This is a genomic window from Aminobacter sp. MDW-2, from assembly GCF_014250155.1.
Lineage (GTDB): Bacteria > Pseudomonadota > Alphaproteobacteria > Rhizobiales > Rhizobiaceae > Aminobacter > Aminobacter ciceronei.
Genome location: NZ_CP060197.1, coordinates 534,363 through 558,964 on the forward strand (window position 1 = coordinate 534,363; position 24,602 = coordinate 558,964).

At 64.8% G+C, this 24,602-nt stretch carries 20 protein-coding genes; 14 read left to right on the forward strand and 6 right to left on the reverse strand.

What is annotated here, in order from left to right:
• Window position 1: 1 nt before the first annotated feature.
• Both H5P29_RS02695 and speB read right to left on the reverse strand, forming a co-directional pair.
• Window positions 2-805, reverse strand: a complete 804-nt coding sequence (locus H5P29_RS02695; protein ID WP_154385748.1) for a transporter substrate-binding domain-containing protein — start codon at window positions 803-805, stop codon at window positions 2-4.
• A gap of 95 nt (window positions 806-900) precedes the next feature.
• Window positions 901-1,962, reverse strand: coding sequence for an agmatinase (speB, locus tag H5P29_RS02700; protein ID WP_154385747.1), 1,062 nt, complete (start codon window positions 1,960-1,962; stop codon window positions 901-903).
• A 209-nt stretch (window positions 1,963-2,171) separates the two neighbouring features.
• On the opposite strand from speB, the gene gcvA reads away from it, so the two are divergent.
• The 8 genes from gcvA (at window position 2,172) to H5P29_RS02740 (ending at window position 11,462) form a co-directional block, all read left to right on the forward strand.
• Window positions 2,172-3,134: a transcriptional regulator GcvA gene (gene gcvA, locus H5P29_RS02705; RefSeq protein WP_067955218.1), complete on the forward strand. Its 963-nt coding sequence runs from the start codon at window positions 2,172-2,174 to the stop codon at window positions 3,132-3,134.
• 256 nt (window positions 3,135-3,390) lie between these two features.
• Entirely contained in the window at window positions 3,391-4,695 is a 1,305-nt protein-coding gene (pncB, locus tag H5P29_RS02710) for a nicotinate phosphoribosyltransferase (protein WP_067955220.1), read from the forward strand.
• 331 nt (window positions 4,696-5,026) lie between these two features.
• Window positions 5,027-6,496 (forward strand): hypothetical protein, encoded by a 1,470-nt coding sequence (locus H5P29_RS02715; protein ID WP_371818601.1) that lies wholly within the window; start codon window positions 5,027-5,029, stop codon window positions 6,494-6,496.
• 154 nt (window positions 6,497-6,650) lie between these two features.
• Window positions 6,651-7,955 carry an ABC transporter substrate-binding protein gene (locus H5P29_RS02720; protein ID WP_154385746.1) on the forward strand — a complete coding sequence of 435 codons (1,305 nt, stop codon included), beginning with the start codon at window positions 6,651-6,653 and terminating at the stop codon, window positions 7,953-7,955.
• Window positions 7,956-8,180: 225 nt separating this feature from the next.
• The gene (locus tag H5P29_RS02725) at window positions 8,181-9,062 is read left to right on the forward strand and encodes a branched-chain amino acid ABC transporter permease (RefSeq protein WP_067955222.1); all 882 of its coding nucleotides are present in this window, start codon (window positions 8,181-8,183) and stop codon (window positions 9,060-9,062) included.
• Window positions 9,059-10,024 carry a branched-chain amino acid ABC transporter permease gene (locus H5P29_RS02730; RefSeq protein WP_154385745.1) on the forward strand — a complete coding sequence of 322 codons (966 nt, stop codon included), beginning with the start codon at window positions 9,059-9,061 and terminating at the stop codon, window positions 10,022-10,024. Before H5P29_RS02725 ends, H5P29_RS02730 begins: the two co-directional genes overlap by 4 nt.
• The gene (locus H5P29_RS02735; RefSeq protein WP_067965817.1) at window positions 10,021-10,758 is read left to right on the forward strand and encodes an ABC transporter ATP-binding protein; all 738 of its coding nucleotides are present in this window, start codon (window positions 10,021-10,023) and stop codon (window positions 10,756-10,758) included. Before H5P29_RS02730 ends, H5P29_RS02735 begins: the two co-directional genes overlap by 4 nt.
• Entirely contained in the window at window positions 10,755-11,462 is a 708-nt protein-coding gene (locus H5P29_RS02740) for an ABC transporter ATP-binding protein (protein ID WP_154385744.1), read from the forward strand. The genes H5P29_RS02735 and H5P29_RS02740 overlap by 4 nt, the downstream gene beginning before the upstream one ends.
• On the opposite strand, the gene H5P29_RS02745 is transcribed toward H5P29_RS02740, so the two are convergent.
• On the reverse strand, window positions 11,459-12,886 hold the full coding sequence (locus tag H5P29_RS02745; RefSeq protein ID WP_154385743.1) for a sodium:proton antiporter: 1,428 nt from the start codon (window positions 12,884-12,886) through the stop codon (window positions 11,459-11,461). The two genes, H5P29_RS02740 and H5P29_RS02745, sit on opposite strands and share 4 nt — an antisense overlap.
• 84 nt (window positions 12,887-12,970) lie before the next feature.
• Entirely contained in the window at window positions 12,971-13,570 is a 600-nt protein-coding gene (gene pncA / locus H5P29_RS02750) for a bifunctional nicotinamidase/pyrazinamidase (RefSeq protein ID WP_067955228.1), read from the reverse strand.
• Between the two features lie 206 nt (window positions 13,571-13,776).
• Between pncA and H5P29_RS02755 the strand changes: the two genes are divergently transcribed.
• The 6 genes from H5P29_RS02755 to H5P29_RS02780 are packed head-to-tail and all read left to right on the forward strand — an operon-like array spanning window position 13,777 to window position 20,799.
• Window positions 13,777-14,634: a xanthine dehydrogenase family protein subunit M gene (locus H5P29_RS02755; protein ID WP_185910231.1), complete on the forward strand. Its 858-nt coding sequence runs from the start codon at window positions 13,777-13,779 to the stop codon at window positions 14,632-14,634.
• A complete protein-coding gene (locus H5P29_RS02760; protein WP_154385742.1) occupies window positions 14,631-17,387 on the forward strand; it encodes a molybdopterin-dependent oxidoreductase in 2,757 nt (918 codons plus the stop codon). The genes H5P29_RS02755 and H5P29_RS02760 overlap by 4 nt, the downstream gene beginning before the upstream one ends.
• Window positions 17,384-18,919 (forward strand): 6-hydroxynicotinate reductase, encoded by a 1,536-nt coding sequence (locus tag H5P29_RS02765; protein ID WP_154385741.1) that lies wholly within the window; start codon window positions 17,384-17,386, stop codon window positions 18,917-18,919. The genes H5P29_RS02760 and H5P29_RS02765 overlap by 4 nt, the downstream gene beginning before the upstream one ends.
• Entirely contained in the window at window positions 18,916-19,797 is an 882-nt protein-coding gene (locus H5P29_RS02770; protein ID WP_067955234.1) for a UPF0280 family protein, read from the forward strand. Before H5P29_RS02765 ends, H5P29_RS02770 begins: the two co-directional genes overlap by 4 nt.
• A complete protein-coding gene (locus tag H5P29_RS02775; protein ID WP_067955236.1) occupies window positions 19,790-20,374 on the forward strand; it encodes an amino acid synthesis family protein in 585 nt (194 codons plus the stop codon). The genes H5P29_RS02770 and H5P29_RS02775 overlap by 8 nt, the downstream gene beginning before the upstream one ends.
• A complete protein-coding gene (locus tag H5P29_RS02780) occupies window positions 20,371-20,799 on the forward strand; it encodes a MarR family winged helix-turn-helix transcriptional regulator (RefSeq protein WP_067955239.1) in 429 nt (142 codons plus the stop codon). Before H5P29_RS02775 ends, H5P29_RS02780 begins: the two co-directional genes overlap by 4 nt.
• A gap of 120 nt (window positions 20,800-20,919) precedes the next feature.
• Here H5P29_RS02780 and H5P29_RS02785 read toward each other — a convergent pair whose 3' ends face one another.
• Entirely contained in the window at window positions 20,920-23,289 is a 2,370-nt protein-coding gene (locus H5P29_RS02785) for an aldehyde dehydrogenase family protein (protein WP_185910232.1), read from the reverse strand.
• A 255-nt stretch (window positions 23,290-23,544) separates the two neighbouring features.
• Window positions 23,545-24,591 (reverse strand): deoxyribose-phosphate aldolase, encoded by a 1,047-nt coding sequence (gene deoC, locus H5P29_RS02790; RefSeq protein ID WP_154385899.1) that lies wholly within the window; start codon window positions 24,589-24,591, stop codon window positions 23,545-23,547.
• Between the last annotated feature and the right edge of the window lie 11 nt (window positions 24,592-24,602).

Genomic DNA, 24,602 nt, shown 5'->3' on the forward strand with positions numbered 1-24,602 from the left:
CTCAGTCCTTGAGGTTCTCGGGGTTGAGCGGAACCTTGAGCCAGGCCTCGGACGACTTCGACAGCCGGCCGTCGGTGAGCATCGCCGCGACCGTGTCGTTGATGACCTTCTTCAGGCCTTCCTCGTTCTTGTTGAGGCCGATATGCGACGGCGAGGTCAAGAGCTGGAACTTCTGCTCCGGCTTAAGCGCCTCCTGGCGCGCCAGCACCTGGGCGCCAACGTCGTTGCCCACCACCATCAGCTGGGTCTGGCCCGAGATGAAGGCCTGGATGACGGCGTTGTAGTTGTCGAAGCGCTTGATGTCGGCGGAAGCCGGGGCGGCCTCGGTTAGCGAGGTGTCCTCGAGCGTGCCGCGGTTGACGGCGATCGACTTGTCGCCAAGGTCTTCCTTGCCCGCCACCTTGAGTTCGGCCGGGCCGATCACGGCGATGTAGTAAGGCGCGTAGGCCGCTGCGAAATCGATGACCTCTTCGCGTTCCTTGGAGTAGCCGACGCTCATCAGAAGGTCGACGCGCTTGTCGGTGAGGTAGGGGATGCGGTTCTGGCCGGTCACCGGCACCGGGTTGAGCTTGACCTTGAGGGCGTCGGCGATCGCCTGGGCGACGTCCATGTCGTAGCCCTTGAGGCTCATGTCGGCGCTGGCGGAAGAGAAAGGCGGAAAGTCGGCAAAGACGCCGACATTGATCTGGCCGGCCTTGGCAATGTCTTCCAGCGCGTCGGCATTGGCCTGCTGCAGGCCGAAGATGATGCTGCCCGCGACGATGAGGGCGGCGACTGTCTGATGCAGTGCGGTCTTGATGTTCATGTTTCGGTTCCCTCTGGATTGATTGATTTGTCGGTTGCGGTCGTTGCCGCCCGGCCGCCGCTTCCAGTCACGGCGGCCAGTATTGATCTGTCCGGTCAGTCCTTCTTGCCGGTGACGAAGGGGCTGAACAGCATCAGGCTGAGGATCTCGAACAGCACCTGGGCGCCGGCATGGGCAGTGTTGGTGGTCGAGTCGTATTGCGGCGCCACCTCGACGACGTCACCGCCGACAAGGTTCAGGCCCTTGAGGCCACGGATGATCTCCAGCACCTCGCGCGTCGTCAGGCCGCCGACCTCGGGCGTACCGGTACCGGGCGCGAAGGACGGGTCGAGGCTGTCAATGTCGAAGGACAAGTAGGTCGGGCCATCACCGACGATCTTCTTTGCCTTCTCGATGACCGCGGGGATGCCCAGGCCGGTGATCTCCTCGGCATGCACAATCGTCATGCCGGATTCATAGGAAAACTCCCAGAGATATTCGGCCGAGCCGCGGATGCCGATCTGGATGACGCGGCTCGGGTCGAGCACACCGTCGAGCACGGCGTTGCGGAACGGGCCGCCATGGTGGAACTTGGTCAGGTCGTAGGCGCCGCCGGTGTCGCAATGGGCGTCGATGTGGATCATGCCGACCGGGCGGTTCTTGCCGACAGCCTTGAGAATCGGGTGGGTGATCGAATGGTCGCCGCCGACCGACAGCGGTACCACGCCGGCGTCGACGATCTGGCCGATGCGACGCTCTATGTCCTCATGGCTGAGCTCGAGCCGGTAGCGGCTGCGGAACGGCACGTCGCCGATATCGGCCACGCGCAGCTCCTGCACCGGGGCGCAGTCGAGCACATGGTTGTAGGGGCCGATGCGCTCGATGGTGCGCAGCGCGCGCGGGCCGAAGCGCGAACCCGGACGGTTGGTCACGCCGAGATCCATCGGCACGCCGATCATCGCCACCTGCAGGTCGCCGAAATCGGGGTTGTCGTTGTCGACCTGGAGATAGGGCGCAGTCAGGAAGGTCGGGATGCCCGAATAGGGCGCAAGCCGGGTGCCGGCCTTGTTGAAGATCTTGTCGGCGACGCGGCGGAACTTCGGGTCGAACAGATCGCCGCCATGGCCTTCGCCATACTTCTTGCGCAGCTCGTCGAGCTTTTTGACGTCGAAACCCATGCTATCCTCCTGTGGTCCAAGACGGCAAAGCGGGGCGATCGCCTGCGGCCGCCCGCTCCCGGCGTCCGGCCTGATATCTCGTGTCCCCGCATGCTTTTTGGTTGTTGTGGAGCGAGTTTCCGGCAGCGCCGTTGAAATAGCAATTGATAATGTTAAGCTTATCGCTGTGAGATTTTCTCACAATACCTCATCCTTCGCGCGGAGTTTTCATGTCCCGCCGCCTGCCTCCGCTCAACCCGCTGCGCGCCTTCGAGGCGACCGCCCGCCATGGCTCGCTGACCAAGGCAGCAGGCGAGCTCAACGTCACCCATGGCGCCATCAGCCACCAGATCCGGGCGCTCGAGGCGACGCTCAAGGTCAAACTCTTGGAACGCGCCGGCTCGCGGCTGAAACTCACCCCGCAAGGCGCCGAGCTTCTGCCCGCCGTCACCGGCGCCTTCGAGAGCATTGCGTCCGCCACCGCGCGCATGACCCGGCCGACCAGTTCGGGCAAGCTCACTGTCTCTTGCGTTCCAGCGTTGCTGTCGCTGTGGTTGGTGCCGCGCATTGGCGGCTTCACCACGCGTTATCCCGGCATAAGCCTCAGCCTCAACGCCTCAAACGACCCGCGCGACATCCATTCGCCCGACGTCGACGTCTGCGTCCTCTACGGCAACGGCAGCTGGACCGATTGCTGGTTGAAGAAGTGGTCGACGCTGGAGCTGTTTCCCGTCGTCAGCCCAACCTTGATCAACAACCGGCCGATCCGCAGTGTCCGGGACCTCGCCGACCACGTGCTGCTCCATGCCGATGACGGTCGCGAGTGGCACACCTGGCTTGCTGCAGCCGACGCGCTCGACGTCAAGCCGGTTCAGCAGCATCGCATGGCCGGCGCCAGCCTGACCACGGAAGCCGCCGTGCACGGCCATGGTCTGGCGCTGGGCGACACGGTGACGGCATCGAGCCTGCTCGCCCGCGGCCAGTTGGTCACGCCCTTCAACCTGTCGGTGCCGGCAGTCGATGCCTTCTATGTCGTCTGCCGCAACGAGGTGCGCTCAGCACCCATCGTTCAATCCTTCATCGACTGGCTATTCGCCGAGCGCGAGGAACTTCCCGCCCGCACCGAGCAGGCCGTCACCGGCCAGATCAGCATTCGCAAGCGGCGCGGCCAGAAGGCGGCCGCCGCCGGCTAAAAGCAATTCCAGCAGAAGTGTGCAGCGGTTTTCCGTCCGGAATTGCGTAGAAACAAAGAGATAGAGAGGTTCCGCGATTCGAAGAAAAGCGGAACCTGTCCAGCGGCAAACTTGATTGGACGATGCAACGATAGGTCCAGCGCTGCTTTTTTCGCCTCTTAAGCTTGATCGCCCCGGCGCTATATCCCAATGCTAGAACGAGGAATGCGGCGCGCGCCGGACGGCGGGCGGATGCGCCAAGGAGGACTGAAGCGGCATGGCCAGGACCGACATTGCACGGCGGGTGTACAACCACACCTGGAAGCTCGATCCGATCGTCCGCTCGCTGCTCGACACGGATTTCTACAAGCTCCTGATGCTGCAGATGATCTGGGGCATGCACCCCAAGGTCGACGCCACCTTTTCGCTGATTAACCGCGCCACCTCGGTCAAGCTGGCCGAGGAGATCGACGAGGGCGAGCTGCGAGAGCAGCTCGACCATGCCCGCACCTTGCGCTTCACCAAGAAGGAGATGATCTGGCTCGGCGGTAATAATTTCTACGGCCGCAAGCAGATCTTCGAGCCGGAGTTCCTGGCCTGGCTCGAGAACTTCCAGCTGCCCCCCTACCATCTGGAAAAGCGCGACGGCCAGTACGAGCTGACCTTCGCCGGTCCCTGGGTGATGACCTCGATGTGGGAAATACCGGCTCTTGCCATCATCAACGAGCTGCGCTCGCGCTCGGCGATGAAGGCCTTCGGACCCTTCGCGCTCGACGTGCTCTACGCCCGCGCCAAGGCCAAGATGTGGGACAAGACCGAGCGGCTGAAGATGCTGCCCGAGATCAAGATCTCCGATTTCGGCACCCGCCGCCGCCACTCCTTCCTGTGGCAGCGCTGGTGTGTCGAGGCGCTCAAGGAAGGCATCGGCGAGGCCTTTACGGGCACCTCTAACGTGCTGCTGGCCATGGACACTGACCTCGAGGCGCTCGGCACCAACGCGCATGAGCTGCCGATGGTCTATGCCGCACTTGCCAACGATGAGGCCGAGCTCAAGCAGTCGCCCTACAATGTGCTGCGCGACTGGCAGCGCTATTATGGCGGCAACCTTTTGATCGTCTTGCCCGATGCCTTCGGCACGGCGGCCTTCCTGCGCGACGCGCCCGACTGGGTCGCCGACTGGACCGGCTTCCGCCCCGACAGCGCCCCGCCGATCGAAGGCGGCGAGCGCATCATCGACTGGTGGCGCAAGAAGGGCCAGGACCCCCGTTCGAAGCTGCTGATCTTCTCCGACGGCCTCGACGTCGACACCATCATCGAGACCTACCGCCACTTCGAGGGCAAGGTGCGCATGTCCTTTGGCTGGGGCACCAACCTCACCAACGACTTCGAGGGCTGCGCGCCCAAGGAAACCGACCGCCTCAACGCCATCTCGCTGGTCTGCAAGGTCACCGAGGCCAATGGCCGCCCGGCGGTCAAGCTCTCCGACAACCCCGCCAAGGCCACCGGCGACAGACAAGAAATCGCCCGCTATCTGCGCATCTTCGGCGAGAAGGACCGGGTGGAGCAGTTGGTGAAGGTTTAGGGGTGGCTTGGGGCTTGAATTTGGGTTTCCTTCAACCTCTCATTCCTTCGCACCCCGCTCTGCCCGGCCGGGTATCTCCCCCACAAGGAGAGAGATTAGTCTCGTTGCCGGCGGCGCTCATTCTGCAACGTTGTATGGATGAGCCTTTGCAACGTTGGTAGTTGGCCGGGCGGCTGATGAAGACGTGATCTCCCTCCTTGTGGGGGAGATGGCCGGCAGGCCAGAGGGAGGTGCGAAGGTCGCGAGGCTAAAGGGTTGCCTCGCAAAGCGCGAGCGTCACCACCTGTCGCCATCCGCCGTCGATAGTCGCACCCTTCCCGCGACCCCGACCATGTGGCACACCGGCAAGGTGATGCGCGGAACCAACACAGCCACAACCATCCAACGCAAAGCGGCAGCAGTGCTTGCCGCATGCGCTGCCGCCGCATCGCACACCTCGCCCGCTTTCGCCCATGCCTCCGACCGTGGCCATGTGCTGCTATTGCCGACCGGGCATTACATAGCCGGCGCAGCGTTCGCGGTGGCGGCGAGTCTTCTGGTACTGGCACTGCTGCCGCCGGCGCGGTTGGTGTCCATCTGGCGCAAGCGCCTGCCGCTCGGCTCCATCCCTGATCTACGGTTGCCTGCGAGCCTCGCCGCCTTCGCCGTCTTCGCAGTGTTGATCACAGCGGGCTTCATCGGCTCGCGCGACCCGCTGTCCAACCCGCTGCCCCTGACGGTCTGGACACTGCTCTGGGTCGGGCTCACGCTGGCCCAGGGCCTGTGCGGCAATCTCTGGTCTTGGCTCAACCCATGGTACGGACCTTATAGCTTGGTCACAGGAGCGCTGGGTGCCAAGGCTCGGCAAAAGACCCCACTGCATCTTCCCGAATGGCTCGGCTACTGGCCCGCAGTCATTCTGTTCTTCGCCTTCGCCTGGTTCGAGCTGATCGACCCCGCCCCGGACGATCCGGCACGCCTCGCCATGGCCGCCGGCCTCTACTGGATCATCTCCTTCACCGCCATGCTGGCCTTCGGCTTCGAGCGCTGGAGCCGTCAGGGCGAATTCCTCTCGGCCTTCTTCGCCATGATCGGCCGCTTCGGCATCGTCGAGGCAAGCAAGGACCGGTCCCGCCTGCGCCTTGCCCTGTGCTGGCCGGGCGCCAAGCTTTACCAAGCCGAAGCGCTGCCGCCCGCGGGGGCGCTGTTCCTGCTCGCGACCCTCGCTTCGGTATCGTTTGACGGCTTTTCGAAGACGTTCTTCTGGCTCGGGCTCAACAGCATCAACCCGCTCGAACTGCCCGGCCGCACCGCGCTGGTCGCCACCAACAGCTTCGGCCTGATGGCGATGTTCGTTGCACTCGCCGGCGTCGGACTGCTCGCGGTCGTCGCGGGCGAAAGGCTGGTCCGCAGTGCCGCGCCGCTGCCCGAGGCCGCCGGCCTGTTCGTCTGGTCGATCGTTCCCATCGCGCTGGCCTATCACTTCTCGCACTATCTGACGGCACTTCTGGTCAACGGCCAATACGCGCTGGTGGCGCTGTCGGATCCGTTCGCCTTGGGCTGGAACCTGCTCGGCACAGCCCACATGCCGGTCGAGGCCGGCATCGCCATGGGCGCGCATTCGGCTTGGCTGCTGTGGAACCTCCAGGCGGCGGCGATCGTCGGCGGGCATGTGCTGGCGGTGCTCGTCGCCCATGTGTTTGCCTGGCGCCTGCACCCGAGCGCGGCCAGCGCCTCGCTCAGCCAATTGCCGCTCACCGTGCTGATGATCGGCTACACCGTTTTCGGCCTCTGGCTGCTCTCGACAGCAACGGCGGGATAGTGCAAATGCAGGTGGATTTTGACCTTGGGGAAGCAACTATTGCCACCTCCCGGGATTGGTGATCTAGTTTGTATACATGCAATTTTTCGCCCTCGGCGGAAGGGCTGCCAATCCGCACGATCGTTGGTCAAAAGACACGGCAAGGGGACAGGGCATGACTGACAGCAATCGCTTCTTCGACCTCGGAAAATCGCGCCTCAGCCGCCGCACGGCGCTGAAAGGCATCGCTGCCGGCGCCGGCCTGATGGCGGCACCGGGCTTCGTGCGCTATTCGCAGGCGCAATCCTCCGCACCGATCAAGATCGGCTTCCAGGCCCACAAGACCGGCATCGGCGCCGCCTATGGCCGCTGGTACGAAAAGACGACCAATGCCGCGGTCAAGCTGATCAACGAGGCCGGCGGCATCAACGGCCGGCCGGTCGAGATCATTGTCGAGGATGATGGCACCGACCCCAAGCGCGGCGCCGAGGTGGTGGCGAAATTCGCCAGCCAGCACAAGACCGACATCGTCTTCGGCACGCTGTTCTCGCATGTCGTCGTCGGCTCGGCGCCGACCGCAGGCGAGCTCAAGATTCCCTATTACGTCGTCAGCGAGGGCTATCACGTCGCCTCCGGCAAGCTGAACCGCTGGGTGTTCCAGCCCGGCATCACCGACGTGCGCGCCCAGGTCACCTCGGTCGCACCCTGGGTCGCAGCCAACCTCGGCAAGAAGGTGACGATGATCTACCCGGATTATGCCTTCGGCTACGATCATCGCGACTATTTCACCCCTGCCATCAAGGCGCAGGGCGGCGAGGTCGTCGCCCAGATCCCGATCCCACCGACCGAAAGCTCGTTCACCAAATACCTGCCGCAGATCCCTGCCGACACCGAGGTGCTGTACCACGTCATGGTCGGGCCAGGCGTCTTGACCTTCGTCAAGGAGCTCGGCGAATTCTACGGCTCGACCAAGCCGCAGCTGTTCGGCTTCATCGACTCGCTCGAGGCCGTCGACATCAACAGCCCGGGCCTCGAATTCCTCGACGGCAGCCATTTCTGGGAAGGCTCGCCGCGCTACGCCCAAGCCAATGACAGCGAGGCGCAGAAGGCGTATCGCGCCGCCGTCGGCATCGACGACAACGGCGCCTCGACGACGGATGCCAAGGACGTCTCGACCGCCGCCCACATGTTCGGCTGCTGGGAAACGCTCTACGTCATCAAGAAGGCGATGGAGGATTCAGGCTACAAGGGGCCCGAAGACCGCGCCAAGCTTGTCGAGGCGACCGAGGCGCTGACCGCGTTCAAGGAAGGTCCCGAACACCCGCAGGGCGACAAGACGTTCAACGGCAAGATCCACCAGGTCTTCGGCCACCAGAACATCTCCAAGGTCGAAGGCGGCAAGCTCAACGTCGTCCACCGGACCTCGATCGAGGACGGTCTGTACGAGCCGGAGGCGGACTACACGACGCAGCCGTTGTGAGGGTACGGCGATAGACTGGCCTGTAATGCGCTCGACGTTGCCCCCCTCTGGCCTGCCGGCCATTTCCCCCACAAGGGGGGAGATAAGCAGCTCCGTCGCCGCTGCCATCTTGCACCGTCCGTGGTTGGCGCAGATATCAGCGTCAGCTGATCTCCCCCCTTGTGGCGGAAATGGCCGGCAGGCCAGAGGGGGGTGCGACGAAGCGCAACCCAGGTGGGTTGGCTAGTGGCCTTCTTCCCGCATCTCCTGCTTGCCACGCTCGAAGGCCTGGTCACCTCGGCAGTGCTGGCGCTGACAGCGCTTGGCCTGTCGCTGGTGTTCGGCGTGATGCGCATCGTCAATGTCGCGCATGGCGAATTCTTCATGCTCGGCGCCGTGCTCGCATGGGCGATCACCACAGCCGTTGGTGGACACCCAGCTCTCGGCTTCGCCGCAGCCCTGGTGCTGGCGCCGCTGATCGTCGGCTTCATCGCCTGGATATCTGAGCGGCTTGTCCTGCGCCGGCTCGACTACAACCCGGAAGCCACCATTGTCGCCACCATCGGCCTGCTCTACATCATCCAGCAGCTGGCTCTGACCTTCTACGGCCCCGAGGCGCGGCCGGTGACGCCGCCCTTCAACGTCCGAATCCAGCTGCCCTGGTTCGGCTACTCCGGCTACAAGCTGTCGATCATCGCCGCATCGGCGCTTTTGCTGCTTGCCACCTGGCTGGTGCTGACCCGCACGAGGATCGGCCTTGTCATGCGGGCGACTCAATACGACCGTGAGACCGCTCAGGCCTTCGGCATCCCGGTCGGACGCGTCTATGGCGCGGTGTTCGCGCTTGGCGCGATGCTCGCGGCAATCGCCGCCGTGCTGATCGTGCCGATCCAGCAGGCGCATTATTTGATGGGTCTCGACCCGCTGTTGCTGTCGTTCATCGTCGTCATCATCGGCGGGCTGGGCTCGCTGCGCGGCACCGTCATTGCCGCCCTTCTCATCGGCGTATCCGACGGCATCATCTCGGTGTTCTTCTCGCCGACCCTGGCCAAGATCATCGCCACGCTCGTCGTCGCCATGGTGCTGGTGTTCCGGCCGCAGGGCCTGTTCGGAACGGCGACAAAATGAGCGGCGACGGGGCGACGGCCAGGGTCTACGCGTTGCATGCAGTGGTCATCGCCCTGCTCGTCGCGCTCAACTACATCCTGCCCGAATACCACCATGGCGTTCTGGCGCGGGTGCTGGTGCTGGCCATCTTCGCCATGGGCTACAACCTTCTGTTCGGTTATGTCGGGCTCTTGAGCCTCGGCCACGCCATGTTCTTCGCCGCCGGGCTCTATGGCGCCGGGCTGCCGCTCTATCATCTTGGCTGGGGCGTGGTGTCGGCCTTTGCCGGTGGCGTCGGCGCGGGCTTCCTCGTGTCGCTGATTGTCGGCCTGCTGGCGCTCCGGACTTCGGGTGTCGCCTTCATGATCGTGACCATGATGTTTGCCCAGGTGTTTTATCTCGTAACACTCTATTTCGGCGCATGGACGCGCGGCGACGAGGGGCTGGTGCTGCAGCAGCAGGCGCGGCAGATCACTTTGGGAACCGGCACGCTCGACCTGACCAACCCGGCGACGCGCTATCTCTCGGCAGTGGCGCTGTTTGCCGCTGCCCTGTTCGCCACGCTCGCCATCGTCCGCTCGCGCCACGGCCGTGTGCTGGTCGCGATCCGCGAAAACGGAGAGCGCGCGAAGATGCTTGGCTACGACACCTTCGCCAACAAGCTGGCGGCAGTCGTCACCTCGGGCGTCATCTGTGCCGCGGCCGGGGCGGCCTATGCCCTGTTGTTCGGCTATGTCGGCTCGACATTTGCCTCGGTGCAATATTCGATCCTGCCACTGCTCTGGGTGCTGCTCGGCGGTGCCGCGACCACACTCGGGCCGCTGCTCGGCACATTGTTCATGTACTACGTGATCGACATCACCAGCAGCTACACCTCGGCCTACATGCTTATTGTCGGCGCAATGCTGATCCTGTTGGTGCTCTGGTTCCGCAAGGGCGTTCTCGGCACGCTGCGCGACCGCTGGCTCGGGTGGCTGCCGTGACGGCGCTTCTGACCACCAAGGGTCTGTCGCGTCATTTCGGCGGCCTGCGCGCCGTCGACAATGTCGACTTCTCGCTTGAGCCGGGCGAGATCAGGGCGGTGATCGGCCCCAACGGCGCCGGCAAGACCACTTTCGTCAGCCTCGTCTGCGGCCGCTACGCACCGACCTCAGGCAGTATCGTCTTCGACGGCGAGGATATCACCGCCATGCCGGCGCATCTGCGGGTCCGGCGCGGCATCGCCTACACCTTCCAGATCACCAGCGTCTTCGCCAATCTCAGCGCCTACGACAACGTCGCCCTGCCGGTACAGCGCACACTGACCGACGGCCGGTCGCGCGGCGCGGTGCGGCAAGGGGCGATGGAGGCGCTGGAGCGCGTCGGCCTCGCTGGCCGCGCGCATGAGCAGGCCGGCACTCTGGCCTATGGCCACCAGCGGCTGCTCGAGGTGGCCATGGGCCTGGCGCTCAGGCCGCGTCTGCTCATTCTCGACGAACCGACGCAGGGCCTGTCGGACGGCGAGATCGAGAACTTCATCGCCCTGGCCCGCGAGATCGCCCGTGACGCCACCATCCTGCTGATCGAGCACAACATGCCCGTTGTCATGGCGCTGGCCCGTCGCATCAGCGTGTTCAATGCCGGCAGGATCCTCGCCGAAGGCAGCCCGGCCGAGATCCGCGCCAACGCCGCCGTGCAAGAAGCCTATCTTGGCACCGCTCAGGAGGCCGAAGCATGAATGCGGCGCTGACGATATCAGGCCTCGACTGCTTTTACGGCGAAGTGCAGGTGCTGCACGGCCTCGACCTCGAACTGCGCAAGGGCGAGGTGCTGTGCCTGCTCGGCCGTAACGGCGCCGGCAAGACCACGACGCTGAAGGCGATCATGGGGCTGGTGCCGGCGCGTGCGGGCTCGATCAGGCTGGGCGAACGCGTGCTGACCGAGCTCCCTGCGCACGAGGTGCCAAAGGCGGGTGTGGCTTATGTGCCGCAAGGGCGCCGGCTGTTTGCCGAGCTGACCGTCGCCGAAAACATCGAGATCGGCCTGATGACCCGCAAGAGGGGCAAGGCGGTGCGCGACAGCGTGCTCGACCTGTTCCCGCTGTTGCGCGACCGGCTGAAGCAGCGTTCCGGCACGTTGTCGGGCGGCGAGCAGCAGATGCTGGCCATGGCGCGCGCGCTGTGTGTTGAACCCGAGGTCCTGCTGCTCGACGAGCCGACCGAAGGGCTGATGCCGTCGATGATCGCCAATATCCGCGAAACCGTGGCCAGGCTGCGCGAGCGCGATGTCTCGACCATTCTCGTCGAACAGCGCGTCGACGCCGTGCTGCCCGTCGCCGATCGCGTCGCCTTCATTGAGAACGGTCGCAACCGCGAGACGGTGGACGTGGGGCGGCTGCGCGAGGATCCTGGGCTGGTCAGGCGCTATGTCGGCGTGGGTTAGGCGAAGAACACAAACCCCGCGATCAGGAAGGTCGGGATCAGCATCGCGCTCGACCACAGCATGTAGCCGAAAAAGCCGGGCATCCTGACCCCGCTTTCCCGGGCGATGGCGTAGACCATGAAGTTCGGCGCATTGCCGATATAGGTGTTGGCGCCCATGAACACGGCGCCGGCCGAGATCGCCACCAGTGTTGTGGCAAAGGTCGTCATCAGCGCCTGTGGGTCTCCGCCGGCAAGCTCGAAGAAGACGAGATAGGTCGGCGCATTGTCGAGGAAGGACGACAGCACGCCCGTCAGCCAGAAATAGGCGAGGTTGTCAGGCTCGCCGCCCGGTCCGGTGACCAGCGCCACCAGCGGCGCGAAAGCCCCATCTAGCCCGGCGCGCAGGATGGCGATGACGGGCACGATGCAAACGAAGATGCCGGCAAACAGCTTGGCCACTTCGAGAATAGGACCCCATGAAAACCCGTTGGCGGCGCGGTATTCCTTGCGGGTGACCGCCAGTGACACGAAGGCCAATGCCAGGATGATGGCGTCACGGACGAGGTTCTGAAGTTCGACATGGACGCCGTAGACGGAGAACGCGACGCCGGGCTTCCATGACGCCGACATCAGGATCGCGGCGATGACACCGGCGAGCAAAGCGATATTGGCAAGTCCGCGGATGCGCACCTTCGAATGTGGTGTCGGGTCCTTGACCTTGGGCTGCCCGGACTCGCGCCGGTGAAAGTGCCAATCGACGGCGAGGAAGGCGGCCAGCACGATGCCGCCGACCAACAGCGCCTCGCGCCAGAGATGGACGGTGGTCCAGAAGAAGTCTACGCCGCGCAGAAAGCCGACGAACAGCGGTGGGTCGCCGAGCGGCGTCAGCGAGCCGCCGATGTTGGACACCAGGAAGATGAAGAAGACGATGACATGGGCGTTAAACGGCCGGTTGTCGTTGGCGCGGATCACCGGCCGGATCATGATCATCGACGCGCCGGTGGTGCCGACGACGGAGGCCAGCAACGCGCCAATGACCAGAAGGCCGGCATTGATGAGCGGCGTGCCCTGGATGTTGCCTGCCACCAGGATGCCGCCCGAGATGGTGAAAAGGGCAAACAAAAGAATGATGAAGGACATGTATTCGAGCAGCAGCGTGTGCAGCACGGCCTCGACTGAGATGTCGAAGCCGAAAGACAGCGCCATCGGCACCACCACCAGCGCCGCCCAGCCGGCTGTGATCTTGCCGTAGTGCTGCTCCCAGAGGTGCGGATAAAGCAGCGGCCCGGTGGCGATGGAGAGCAGCAATCCCGCAAACGGCAGTGCCCACACCAACGACATCGTCGCCCCGGGCAATCCCTGCTCGGCAGCCAGCGCGGTGCTTGCACTCGCCAGCAGGCAGGCCAGCGCCAGAGACGCTGCCGCAATACGCGAACCCTTCATGCCGTCCCCTCGGAACCGGCGTTTACGCCGGGCATTGTGTTCGAATTGGTGACCGCAACGTCTGATGCTGCCAAAGTCAGGAAATCAGACCAGCTTGACGCCGGCGTCACGCATCTTGCCGATCATCGAGTCGAGGGAACCGCCCAGATCGATCGCGCGGCACGCATCGAGCCGCACCGTGGTGGCGAAGCCATGCTTGACCGCATCAAGCGCCGAATAGGCGACGCAGAAATCGGTGGCGAGGCCGACAAGCGTGATCGAGGCGACGTCGCGCTCGCGCAGGTATCCGGCAAGGCCCGTCGGCGTGAAGCGGTCGTTCTCGAAAAACGCCGAGTAGCTGTCAATGTTCGGACGAAACCCCTTGCGGATAACCAGTTCGGCCTTGGACCAGGCAAGGCCGGAATGGAAATCGGCGCCGCGGCTGCCCTGAATGCAGTGATCCGGCCACAGCGTTTGGGGGCCATAGGACATGCGGACACTTTCGAAAGGCTGCTTGCCGGGATGGCTCGAGGCGAAGCTCGAATGACCGGCCGGATGCCAATCCTGGGTAAGCAGCACGTGCTCGCTGTGGCGGATCAGGTCATTGACAAGCGGGATGATCTCGTCGCCCCCATTCACGGCAAGCGCGCCGCCAGGGCAGAAGTCGTTTTGCAGATCGACGACGACGAGCGCGTCCGTAGCCATGATGTCCCCAACTCGTTTCTGATACCGCCGTGCTGGCGGGCCGCCGAAATTCGACCAGATGGCGGCCGGCGTCAACCTTCAACTTGGCCGCCATGCGCCCACCGGCAAGTGATCCGGCGAAGTAAAGCCAGGCTTTGACAAAAGATCGCGGCAGGTTATCACTTGTGTACGAATGAAAATGTCCGGCAACAGCCGGGAGGCATTGCGTGACCCGTTACGCGAAACCCAAGTCACTCGACGAGGCGCTGGCGCTGCTCAGCGAGGGCTCTTGGCGAGTGTTGGCGGGTGCGACGGACGTTTACCCCGCTCTTGGCAACCGGCCTCTCTATTTCGATGTAATCGATATCAATGACATCGGCGCACTGCGCGGCATCACCGAAAGCGACAATCACTTCGTCATTGGTGCGCGCACCAGTTGGACCGAGATCATCCAGGCGCCGCTGCCGCCGGCCTTCGACGCGCTGAAGCAGGCGGCGCGCGAAATTGGCTCGATCCAGATTCAGCACGTCGCGTCGATAGCCGGCAACATATGCAACGCCTCACCGGCCGCCGATGGGGTACCGGCGCTGATGATCCTCGACGCCGAGGTCGAGCTGCGGTCGCGCCACGAGATGCGCATTTTGCCGCTTGGCGCGTTCATCATAGGCAACCGCCGAACCAAGCTGCGCGAGGACGAGCTGGTGACGGCGCTGCGCATTCCCAAGGCCAGCACTGGCGGCGGCTCGGCCTTCGTCAAACTGGGTGCGCGGCGCTATCTGGTCATTTCGATCGCCATGGCGGCGGCCAGGGTCGTGCTCGGTACGGACGCGCGGATCGCAAGCGCGGCGATTTCGGTGGGGTCGTGCTCGGCCGTGGCGCGACGGCTGCACGCGCTGGAAGCAGCACTTGTCGGGCATAGGCCGGAGGTCGCCGAAGCCGCGGTGCAAGCTGCCGGATTGGATGAATTGTCACCAATCGACGATGTGCGCGGCAGTGCCGGATACAGGCGAAGTGCTGCGCGCGAAATCGTGGCGCGGGCGCTTCTGCTTGCAACGCATGGCTCGCAGAGACGGACGGCGGCATGAAAACCGACCGGGCGCCGATCAGCTTCACTGTCAACGGCGCCTCCGTGTCGGTGTCCGCTGCGCCGATGCGGCGCCTGTCGTCGGTACTGCGCGACGACCTCAGGCTGACGGGCACCAAGGTCGGCTGCGATGCCGGCGATTGCGGCGCCTGCACCGTGCTGCTCGGCGGCGAGCCCGTCTGCGCCTGCCTGCTGCCGATGGCCTCGGTCGAAGGCGCTTCGATCCGCACCGTGGAAGGGCTGCGGGGCAGCGACCTCTCGGCGCTGCAGGCGTCGTTCCTGGCACATGGCGCCGCGCAATGCGGTTTCTGCACGCCCGGACTGCTTGTGACGGCAACTGCGTTGCTGGAACGGGAGCCGCGCCCAAGCGAACAACAGGTCCAGGACGCGCTCGGCGGGGTCCTGTGCCGCTGCACCGGCTATCGCAAGATCGTCGAGGCGGTGATGGAGGCATGGCACTTTATGCTGCCACCATCCCTTGATTTTCGCATGCCCCCGGCTGGTTCGGCCGTAGGCGCCTCGCCCATCAGGCTCGACGGCATCCCGAAGGTGATTGGCAGCGAAAGATTCGGCGGCGATTCATTTCCCGCCGATGCGTTGTCGGTGCTGGTGATCCGCTCGCCGCATCACCGAGCCGCATTCTCGTTCGGCGACCTCGACGCCTACGTCGCAGGCAATGCGGGCATCGTTGCGGTTTTCACCGCCGGCGACATCCCCGGCATCAACAGCTTCGGCGTTATCCCGCCTTTTGCCGACCAGCCGGCACTGGCCGAGAGCGAGACACGTTTCCGTGGCGAGGCGGTGGCGCTTGTCGCTTGCGAAGGCTGGGCGGCGCGCGACCTGGATGTGACGTCTTTCCCCATCACCTGGCGCGAGTTGCCGGCAGCACTGGAGCCGGCCACTTCCCAGGCGCAAGGCGCAGTGCTGGTCCATGCCAACCGACCCGACAACCTGCTGGTGCGCGGCCTTGTCGAGCGCGGCGAGCCGGAAAGTGCCCTGGCGCAGGCCGCATGCGTGGTCTCCAGCAGCATGCAGACCTCCTATGTCGAGCACGCCTACATCGAACCCGAAGCCGGCTATGCATTGATGGACAGCGATACGCTGACGATCGCCGCCTGCACTCAGGCACCGCATCTGGATCGCGACGACACGGCGCGTATCCTTGGTCTCGCGGTGGAAAAAGTGCGTATCCTGCCGACGGCGACCGGCGGCGGCTTTGGCTCCAAGATCGACGTTTCGCTGCAACCGCTCATAGGGCTGGTGGCACTGAAGACAGGGCGCCCGGCAGCCCTTGCCTATAGCCGCACCGAATCGATGGCCTCGACGACGAAGCGCCATCCGGCCGCGATGAAGGCAACAATCGGCGCCAATGCCGACGGCACCATTCGCGGCATGGTGTTCGATGGCGAGTTCAACACCGGTGCCTATGCCAGCTTCGGCCCGACCGTCGCCAATCGCGTGCCGGTGCATGCCTCCGGGCCCTATGCCACGCCGCATTACCGCGCCATCGCTCGCGCCATCCACACCAATGGCCCGGTGTCGGGCGCGTTCCGTGGTTTCGGCGTGCCGCAGGCTACCCTGATGCAAGAGACGCTGCTCGACCAACTGGCCGACAAGCTTGGCCTCGACCGGTTGCAAATACGCTTGAAAAATGCTCTTCGAAACGGCTCCGAAACGGTGACCGGGCAGCGGCTCGACACCGGTGTCGGCATCGGCGACTGCCTCGAGGCGCTGAGCCTGCGCTGGACACGCGCGCTGGCCGAAGCCGACGCTTTCAACGCGGCCAACGGCAAGATCAAGCGCGGCGTCGGAATCGCCTCGTGCTGGTATGGCTGCGGCAACACGTCTTTGCCCAACCCCTCGACAATCAAGCTGGGCATCTCACCCGAAGGCAAGGTCGTGCTGCACCAGGGCGCGGTCGACATCGGCCAGGGCGCCAACACCGTCATCGCCCAGATCGCCGCCGACGCGCTGGGCCTGCCGCTCGGCGATTTCGTGCTTCGAAGTGCCGATACGGCTGTTACACCCGATGCGGGCAAGACCTCGGCGTCGCGCCAGACCTATGTCTCGGGAAAAGCGGCGGAAAAGTCCGCGAAAGCCTTGCGAGACGGCATCCTGCGCTTTGCCAATGTCTCGGCCAAAGCGTCGCTGCAGCTTTTGCCGGGCGGACTGCTCCTGGTGCATGAGGGCGGCGAGCGGCGGCGCATCGATCTGACGTTGCTCGAAGTGGACAAGGACGGCCTTGTCTTCGCCGCCGAGGAAAGCTACGACCCGCCGACGACGACGCTCGATGCCAAGGGCCAAGGCAAACCTTATGCCGTCTACGGCTATGGCGCGCAGATCGCCGAGCTTGAGGTCGACATGAGGCTTGGCACCGTGAAGCTGATCAAGATCACCGCGGCGCATGATGTCGGCCGGGCGATCAACCCGCTGCTTGCCGAAGGCCAGATCGAGGGCGGCATCGCCCAGGGCATCGGCATGGCGCTGATGGAAGAGTACATTCCCGGCCGTACCGAGAACCTGCACGACTACCTGATCCCGACGATCGGTGACGTGCCGCCGATAGAAACCATACTGGTGGAAGTTCCGGACCCGGAAGGACCCTTTGGCGCCAAGGGTTTGGGCGAGCATGTGCTGATCCCGACGGCGCCCGCCATCCTCAACGCCATCCGCCACGCCATCGGCGTGGCGATCACCAAGGTGCCGGCAACGCCGTCGCGAATCCTGGCCGCAATCGAGGAGGCACGTCGATGAACGAGCTTTCCGAGCGTTTCGAGACACACCCGGCCGGCGACAGGCAGGCGGGCGAAAAGCTGCGCTGCGATGCCTGCCCCGTGATGTGCTACATCGCCGAAGGGCACACCGGCGCCTGCGACCGCTATGGCAATTTCGGCGGCATGATCGTGCGCGCCGACCCAGTCCGCGTGCTCGATTTCGCGGTCGAAAGCGGCAATTCCGTGGTGCCTTTCAGCGGCGAGGCGTGGGATGGCGAACTGGTCAACACCGGGCGGCGCTTCGTTACCGCCATCGGTGCCGGCACCACCTATCCCGACTACAAGCCGGCACCGTTCATCGTCAGCCAGCAGCTCGCAGGCGTCGATCTAGTCACCGTTGTCACCGAGGGCATCTTCTCCTATTGCGGCGTCAAGGTGAAGATCGACACCGACCGCCATCTCGGCCCCGAGACGGCGACGGTGCGTGCCCAGGGCGAGGCCATCGGCCATGTGACGACGGGCGAATACGGCTCGCAGATGCTGTCGCTCGGTGGCGTCCACCATTTGACCGGCGGCTCGAAGAGCGAAGGCCGGGTGACCTGCGCGGTGCTGCTCGACCTCTGCAACAAGAAGCCCGTCGAGCTGAGCATCGACGGCGGCGCCGCCATCGTGGTCGAGGCCGGCAAGCCGCCGGTCATCGATGGCACGACCGAACACCGCATGCGCGTCGGCTGTGGCTCGGCGACCATAGGCATGTTCGCCACGCAATGGCGCGGGCTCGTTGACGAGGTGGTTGTCGTCGACGACCACATCACTGGCGTCGTCTCCGAGCACCAGGCCGGCAAGGTGCTTGGCTGGGAGGAGACCGGCATTAAGATCCTCGGCCGCCGCTCGACGCCGGGGCGTTATTTCAAGGTGTCGGAGCCCGGCCTCGGCTGGGGTGGAACCAGCATCTCCGACCCGCTCGAGATCCTCGGCGAATGGAATGCCAAGAAAGGCGCGCGGCCCGGCCTGTCGCTGCTGATGGTTTCGACGACGGGCGAGCAGTTCGCCTATTACGAGCTCAACGACGAATTGATGCCGGTCAAGAAGCCGTTCCCGGACCGCTTGCGCAAGTCGGTTGGGCTGATCGAGGACAATTGTGAGCCGGCTTTGTGTACCGTGCTGTTCGTCGGCGGCGCCGGCGGCAGCCTGCGCGCCGGGGTGACGGAAAACCCGGTCAACCTGACACGTTCGGTGCAAGGCCTGAGAACCTACGTGACGGTGGGCGGCGCGCCTGTCTATGTCTGGCCGGGCGGCGGCATCACGCTGATGGTCGACGTCCTCAGGGTGCCCGACAACGCTTTCGGTTATGTGCCGACACCGGCCCTGGTGGCGCCAATCGAATTCACCTTGCGGCGCGACGACTATCTGGCACTGGGCGGCTATGACGGCGAGATCAGGAGCATCGACGACGTGCTGGCGCGCGGCGGCGAGTATCTCAACGAGCGGGCGACGGAAGCGGCCGGGACCGACAACCCCTGGCCACCGCTGGCGCAGTTGCGCCTGACGGCGCCGGGCGGGTCGCGATGAATGGACCCGAAATCTCCTGGCTGCCCGACAAGCACCGCCTGCATTTCAATCATGGCCCCATCGACCTGATCGTCGAGGCATTTGGCGAGACCGGCGAGGTGCGCGCCGCTTACGAACAGGCGGCGGAACGCTTCCAGACCATCCTGGACGAGCTGGTCGAGGAGCTTGCCCAACTGCGCCGCCCGGCATCGTCAAGGCCCCGCGACTTTGACGGACCAACGGCGCGGCGCATGGAAGCCGCCGTCGCGCCTTTGGCTGGGCAGTTCATCACACCGATGGCCGCCGTCGCAGGTTCTGTCGCCGACGAGATGATGGCCGCGATGATCGCCGGGCGTTCAATCGAGCGCGCCTATGTCAACAATGGCGGTGACATCGCCCTGCACATCGCCCGTGGCCAGGAATTCTCGGTGGCGATTGCCGGCACGGGCCACGGCCTGGCCGACAGGCTGACGATCCACTGGCAGGACGCAGTGCGCGGCATCGCCACCAGCGGCTGGCGCGGCCGCAGCTTTTCGCTCGGCATCGCCGACGCTGTAACGGTGCTCGCGGTAAACGCGGCCGCGGCCGATGCTGCGGCGACGCTGATCGCCAACGCTGTCGACCTGCCCGGCCACACAGCCATCCACCGCAGGCCAGCATGCGACCTGGCGCCCGACAGCGACCTTGGCGACCGGCTGGTGACGACAGACGTCGCGCCGCTTGCCCCCGCCGACATCGAGGCGGCGCTCGACGCCGGATTTTCCGTGGCCGAATCCTTGCGGCGGCAAGGGTCAATCCAGACTGCAGCTCTATACCTAGGAGGCCGAACCCGCATAAGCGGCACGCATGAGCTTGCCGTAACCGATGGTGTGACAAGGGGGGAACCTGTCCATGCCTGACTTTCCGATCCGGAAGATCGCTGTAACGATCGAGGAAATCCTGCACGACGGAGGGCCACCCGCGCATATCCCCCGACGACGAGCGGCAGCGCTTGCGGTGGTGAAGAACCCGTTCGCCGACCGCTATGTCGAAGAGCTTGAGAGCGCGATGGAGGATCTGAAACCGCTCGGGCTGATGCTGTCCGACCGGCTGATCGCGGCGCTGGGCGGCGATGCGAAGGCCATCGACGGTTATGGCAAAGGCGCCATTGTCGGCTCGGCCGGCGAACTGGAACACGGCGCGCTGTGGCATGTGCCCGGCGGTTACGCCATGCGCGAGCGGCTTGGCGAAGCCAAGGCGATCGTGCCCTCGGCCAAGAAGCTGGGTGCTTTCGGCGCGCGGCTCGACGTGCCGATCGGCCATGTCAACGCCGCCTATGTGCGCAGCCATTTCGATGCCATGGAAGTGGGGGTGCCCGACGGGCCGCGACCGGACGAGATCGTCTTTGCATTGGTCATGACCTCGGGGCCGCGCATTCACGACCGCATGGGTGGATTGAAGGCCTCCGACATCAAGGCCTGGGATGGCTTGCGATGAGCCCCGAAACCACCGAAGGTACCTACCAGGTCCAGGGACAGATCGGTTTTGTCCTGCGCAAGGCCAACCAGCGTCACGTCGCGATCTTCGCGACGCATATTGCCGACCTGACGCCACCGCAGTTCGCCGCGCTCGCCAAGCTGCGCGACGTCGGCGAAACCTCGCAGAACCAGCTGGGCGGCCTGATCGCCATGGATGCGGCGACCGTGAAGGGCGTCATCGACCGGCTCGCGGCACGCGGGCTGGTGCAGCTGGCCAAACATGAGGTCGACAAAAGGCGCCTGATGGTCAAGCTGACCGACGAGGGCCACCGCCTCATTGTCGAGCTTCTGCCGCGGGCGCGGACGATCACCGAGGAGACGTTGTCGCCGCTGTCGGCGAAGGACGCAGAGACCCTGCTGCAGCTGCTGACGAAGATAAGCTGAGGGCCAAGGGAGCAAGGGAGCAAGGGAGCAAGGGAGCAAGGGAGCAAGGGAGTAAGGGAGTAAGGGAGTAAGGGAGTAAGGGAGTAAGGGAAGGCGATAACCCCTATTCCCCTATTCCCCTCAGTCCCCGTATGGGACCCAGACGTTCTTGATCTCGACGGCGCGGCGGAGGAAGGCTTCGCCCTGGGCGGTCGGCCAGTCGAGGCTGCGGCCGTGCCCGGTCCAGACGCGCTTGAGATTGCCAGTCGATTCAGCCTCCGCTTTGGCGCAGATCTCGGCCTCGGCGACGACCCAGAGGCCGTCGACGTCGTCATGCTTGGCAAGCACGGCTGTGAGTTCCGCCGTATGCCCGGTGACGATGTTGATCGCACCGGCAGGGACGTCTGAATACTCGAGTACCTGGTAGAGGTCGGTGGCCACGAGCGGGGCGGCGGCCGAGGGCACCACGACCGTGGTGTTGCCCATGGCAAGTGCCGGGGCGAGCAGCGAGATCAGGCCGAGCAGCGGCGCCTCGTCAGGGGCAACGATGCCGATGACGCCGACAGGCTCGTGCAGGGCAAGCGTGACGGTGCGCGCCGGCGGCTGGTGCACCCTGCCCTCGAACTTGTCGGCCATGCCGGCATAATAGAACAGCCGCTCGATCGAGGCCTCGACTTCTGACTTGGCAGCCTTGTGGGCAGCACCGGTCAGTTCGGCGATGCGGGCAGCAAACTCTTCCGTACGGCCCGACAGGTTCTCGGCGAGGTAGTAGAGCACCTGGGCCCTGTTATAGGCGGTCGCTTCGGGCCAGGCCTTGCAGGCGCGCGCCGCCGAGACCGCATCGCGGATGTCCTTGCGGCTGCCCAAGCCGACCTCGCCCGCGAGCTTGCCCTTGGAGGTCAGAATCGGCAGCGAATAGTTGCCGTCGGGGCGCACCTGCTTGCCTGCGATGAACAGCTTTGCCGTGCGGTCGATGGCCTGGTTCTCGCTGGTGTCGCGGGCGGCCTGCTTCGGTGCTACCGACGGCTTGATGACCGGGCCATGCGGCTCGCCCGGCGCCAGATATTCCTCCAGCCCCTCGCGCCCGCCCTCGCGGCCAAAGCCACTCTCGCGGTAGCCGCCGAAGCCGCAGGCAGCATCGAACATGTTGGTGCCGTTGATCCAGACCACGCCGGCCTTGAGCTGCGGGGCGACATGCAAGGCAAGATTGACGTTTTCGCTCCACACCGAGGCGGCAAGGCCATAACGGGTGTTGTTGGCGAGTTCGACCGCCTCTTCGGTGTTGCGGAAGCTCATGGTGGCGAGCACCGGACCGAACACCTCCTCCTGGGCAAGGATGTTGGCGGGCGCAACACCCGTCGCCAGCGTCGGCAGGTGATAATAGCCTGATGATGGCACATCCTGGTCGGGCTGCCAGCAGACGGCACCCTGTCTTGCACCTTCCTCGACAAGGCGCCTGACGCGGTCGAGCTGGGTCTTGTCGACCAGCGGGCCGATGTCGGTGTTCTTGTCGAGCGGAGATCCGACCCGCAGCCGGCTCATCCGTGTCTTGACCTTGGCGATGAAGGCTTCGGCTACGCTCTCCTGCACCAGAAGCCGCGAGCCGGCACAGCAGACCTGGCCCTGGTTGAACCAGATGCCGTCGACAAGTCCCTCGACGGCGCTGTCGAGATCGGCGTCTTCGAAGACGATGAAGGCCGACTTGCCGCCGAGTTCCAGCGACAGCTTCTTGCCAGAGCCCGCAGTTGCCTTGCGGATGATCTTGCCGACCTCCGAGGAGCCGGTAAACGCGATCTTGTCGATGCCGGGATGGTTGACGATCGCCACCCCTGCCTCGGGTCCGCCCTGGACGATATTGACCACGCCCTTGGGCACACCGGCGCGTTCGCAGATCTCGGCAAACAAGATTGCCGTCAGCGGCGTGAACTCGGCCGGCTTCAGGACAACGGTGCAGCCGGTGGCAAGGGCCGGTGCGATCTTCCAGGCCAGCATCAGCAGCGGAAAATTCCACGGGATGATCTGGCCGACGACACCGGCTGGCTTGCGGCCTGGGAATTCCCGGTCCAGCGACTGGGCCCAGCCGGCATGGTGGATGAAGTGGCGGATCGCCAGCGGCACGTCGATGTCGCGGCTCTCGCGGATCGGCTTGCCGTTGTCGAGGCTTTCCAGCACCGCAAACAGGCGCTGGTGGCGCTGCATGGCGCGGCCGATGGCATAAAGCACTTTTGCGCGCTCATAACCCGAGGCAGCACTCCACTTCGGCAGCGCCTTGCGGGCTGCGGCCACCGCCGTCTCGATGTCGGCGGCAGAGGCGTCCGACACCTTGGCCAGAAGCTTGCCGGTTGAGGGATCGGATGTGTCGAAGCTCTTGCCGTCAATGCCGGCGCGCCAGTCGCCTGCGATGAACAGCGCCTTCGAGAAATCGCGGGCCCCAAGCCAGGCATCGGCTTCTGAGCGGGCCTCGGGGGCTGGGGCATAATCCATGGCGTGGTATCGTTCGAGAATGTTCATTGGAATGTTCCCAGCAATTCGTTGCGAGGTCGGCGATCCTTCGCACCCCCCTCTGGCCCCATATTTGTCAAAGGGGCGGCCATCTCCCCCGCAAGGGGGGAGATCAGCCTGCGCTGACGTCGCCGCCAATCATCGAGGTTGGAGGAAAGGTGTGAGCGGCGAAGCTGCCAATCTCCCCCCTTGCGGCGGAGATGGCCGGCAGGCCAGAGGGGGGTGCGAAGAAGCTCCACGGCGATTGCTTTCGCGCCCATCGTCTCACGCCATGGCGTGGCGGTGGTTGGCCGAGTAGCGGCCGCTGATGTGGTGTTCGAGCTGGCGTTCGATGTCGGTCAAAAGGCTCGAGGCGCCGAAGCGGAACAGCTCCGGTTCGAGCCAGGGCCGGCCAAGTTCTTCCTTCATCAGCACCAGCCAGTCGAGCGAGACTTTTGCCGTCGAGATGCCGCCGGCCGGCTTGAAGCCGATGAAGTAGCCGGTCTGCTCGTGATAGGCGCGGATGGCCCTGACCATGGCGAGGCCGACGGGCAGCGTCGCATTGACGCTTTCCTTGCCGGTCGAGGTCTTGATGAAGTCGGCACCCGCCATCATCGCCACCATCGAGGCCAGCGTGACATTGCGCAAAGTCGCCAGATCGCCGGTGCCCAGGATGACCTTCAGATGCGCCTCGCCGCAGGCAGCACGCATCTGCCTGATCTCGTCATAGAGCTCCTGCCACTTCGCACCGAATACCAGTCCGCGCGGAATGACGACATCGATCTCGTCGGCGCCGTCCGATACCGACGCCTCGATCTCGGCAAGGCGTGTCGACAGGGGTGCCAGGCCATGCGGAAAGGCCGTCGACACCGCAGCGACATGGATACCCGACCCCTTCACCACTTCCACGGCGGTGGCCACGAACGGATGATAGACGCAGACCGCCGCCGGCCGGAGCAGCACCTCACCCAGTCCCAGCGCCTCGGTCAGGTCGCGGCGCAGCGGGTTCAGCGCCTTGGCGCAGAGCCGGCGCACACGCTCGTCAGTGTCGTTGGAGTTGAGCGTCGTCAGATCCATCAGCGAAATCGACCGCAGCAGCCAAGCCGCCTGGTTGTCGGCCTTGATCGAGCGACGCTTGGTCAGCGTGCCGACCCGCCGCTCCAGCGCCGAGCGGTTGACGCTGCGCATCGATTCCAGAACACCCAGATCCAGCACCATGCCGGGATTGCGCGCAATGGCGTGCCCGTCGGCCACATTCGCAGCCAGCCGCGCCGGCAAGGGGGTCACAATAGCGGACGACGGGTTCTCGGCTTCGCGCAGCTCGCCGCTCATGTGACTGCCTT

What these genes read in the sequence shown, in the direction of transcription:
- H5P29_RS02730 (WP_154385745.1), top strand. Translation starts at nt 9,059, where the DNA reads ATGAGCGGCGACGGGGCGACGGCCAGGGTCTACGCGTTGCATGCAGTG.
- H5P29_RS02770 (WP_067955234.1), top strand. Translation starts at nt 18,916, where the DNA reads ATGAATGGACCCGAAATCTCCTGGCTGCCCGACAAGCACCGCCTGCAT.
- H5P29_RS02775 (WP_067955236.1), top strand. Translation starts at nt 19,790, where the DNA reads ATGCCTGACTTTCCGATCCGGAAGATCGCTGTAACGATCGAGGAAATC.
- H5P29_RS02695 (WP_154385748.1), bottom strand. Translation starts at nt 805, where the DNA reads ATGAACATCAAGACCGCACTGCATCAGACAGTCGCCGCCCTCATCGTC.
- H5P29_RS02785 (WP_185910232.1), bottom strand. Translation starts at nt 23,289, where the DNA reads ATGAACATTCTCGAACGATACCACGCCATGGATTATGCCCCAGCCCCC.
- speB (WP_154385747.1), bottom strand. Translation starts at nt 1,962, where the DNA reads ATGGGTTTCGACGTCAAAAAGCTCGACGAGCTGCGCAAGAAGTATGGC.
- H5P29_RS02765 (WP_154385741.1), top strand. Translation starts at nt 17,384, where the DNA reads ATGAACGAGCTTTCCGAGCGTTTCGAGACACACCCGGCCGGCGACAGG.
- H5P29_RS02745 (WP_154385743.1), bottom strand. Translation starts at nt 12,886, where the DNA reads ATGAAGGGTTCGCGTATTGCGGCAGCGTCTCTGGCGCTGGCCTGCCTG.
- H5P29_RS02780 (WP_067955239.1), top strand. Translation starts at nt 20,371, where the DNA reads ATGAGCCCCGAAACCACCGAAGGTACCTACCAGGTCCAGGGACAGATC.
- H5P29_RS02715 (WP_371818601.1), top strand. Translation starts at nt 5,027, where the DNA reads ATGTGGCACACCGGCAAGGTGATGCGCGGAACCAACACAGCCACAACC.
- gcvA (WP_067955218.1), top strand. Translation starts at nt 2,172, where the DNA reads ATGTCCCGCCGCCTGCCTCCGCTCAACCCGCTGCGCGCCTTCGAGGCG.
- H5P29_RS02720 (WP_154385746.1), top strand. Translation starts at nt 6,651, where the DNA reads ATGACTGACAGCAATCGCTTCTTCGACCTCGGAAAATCGCGCCTCAGC.
- deoC (WP_154385899.1), bottom strand. Translation starts at nt 24,591, where the DNA reads ATGAGCGGCGAGCTGCGCGAAGCCGAGAACCCGTCGTCCGCTATTGTG.
- H5P29_RS02760 (WP_154385742.1), top strand. Translation starts at nt 14,631, where the DNA reads ATGAAAACCGACCGGGCGCCGATCAGCTTCACTGTCAACGGCGCCTCC.
- pncA (WP_067955228.1), bottom strand. Translation starts at nt 13,570, where the DNA reads ATGGCTACGGACGCGCTCGTCGTCGTCGATCTGCAAAACGACTTCTGC.
- pncB (WP_067955220.1), top strand. Translation starts at nt 3,391, where the DNA reads ATGGCCAGGACCGACATTGCACGGCGGGTGTACAACCACACCTGGAAG.
- H5P29_RS02740 (WP_154385744.1), top strand. Translation starts at nt 10,755, where the DNA reads ATGAATGCGGCGCTGACGATATCAGGCCTCGACTGCTTTTACGGCGAA.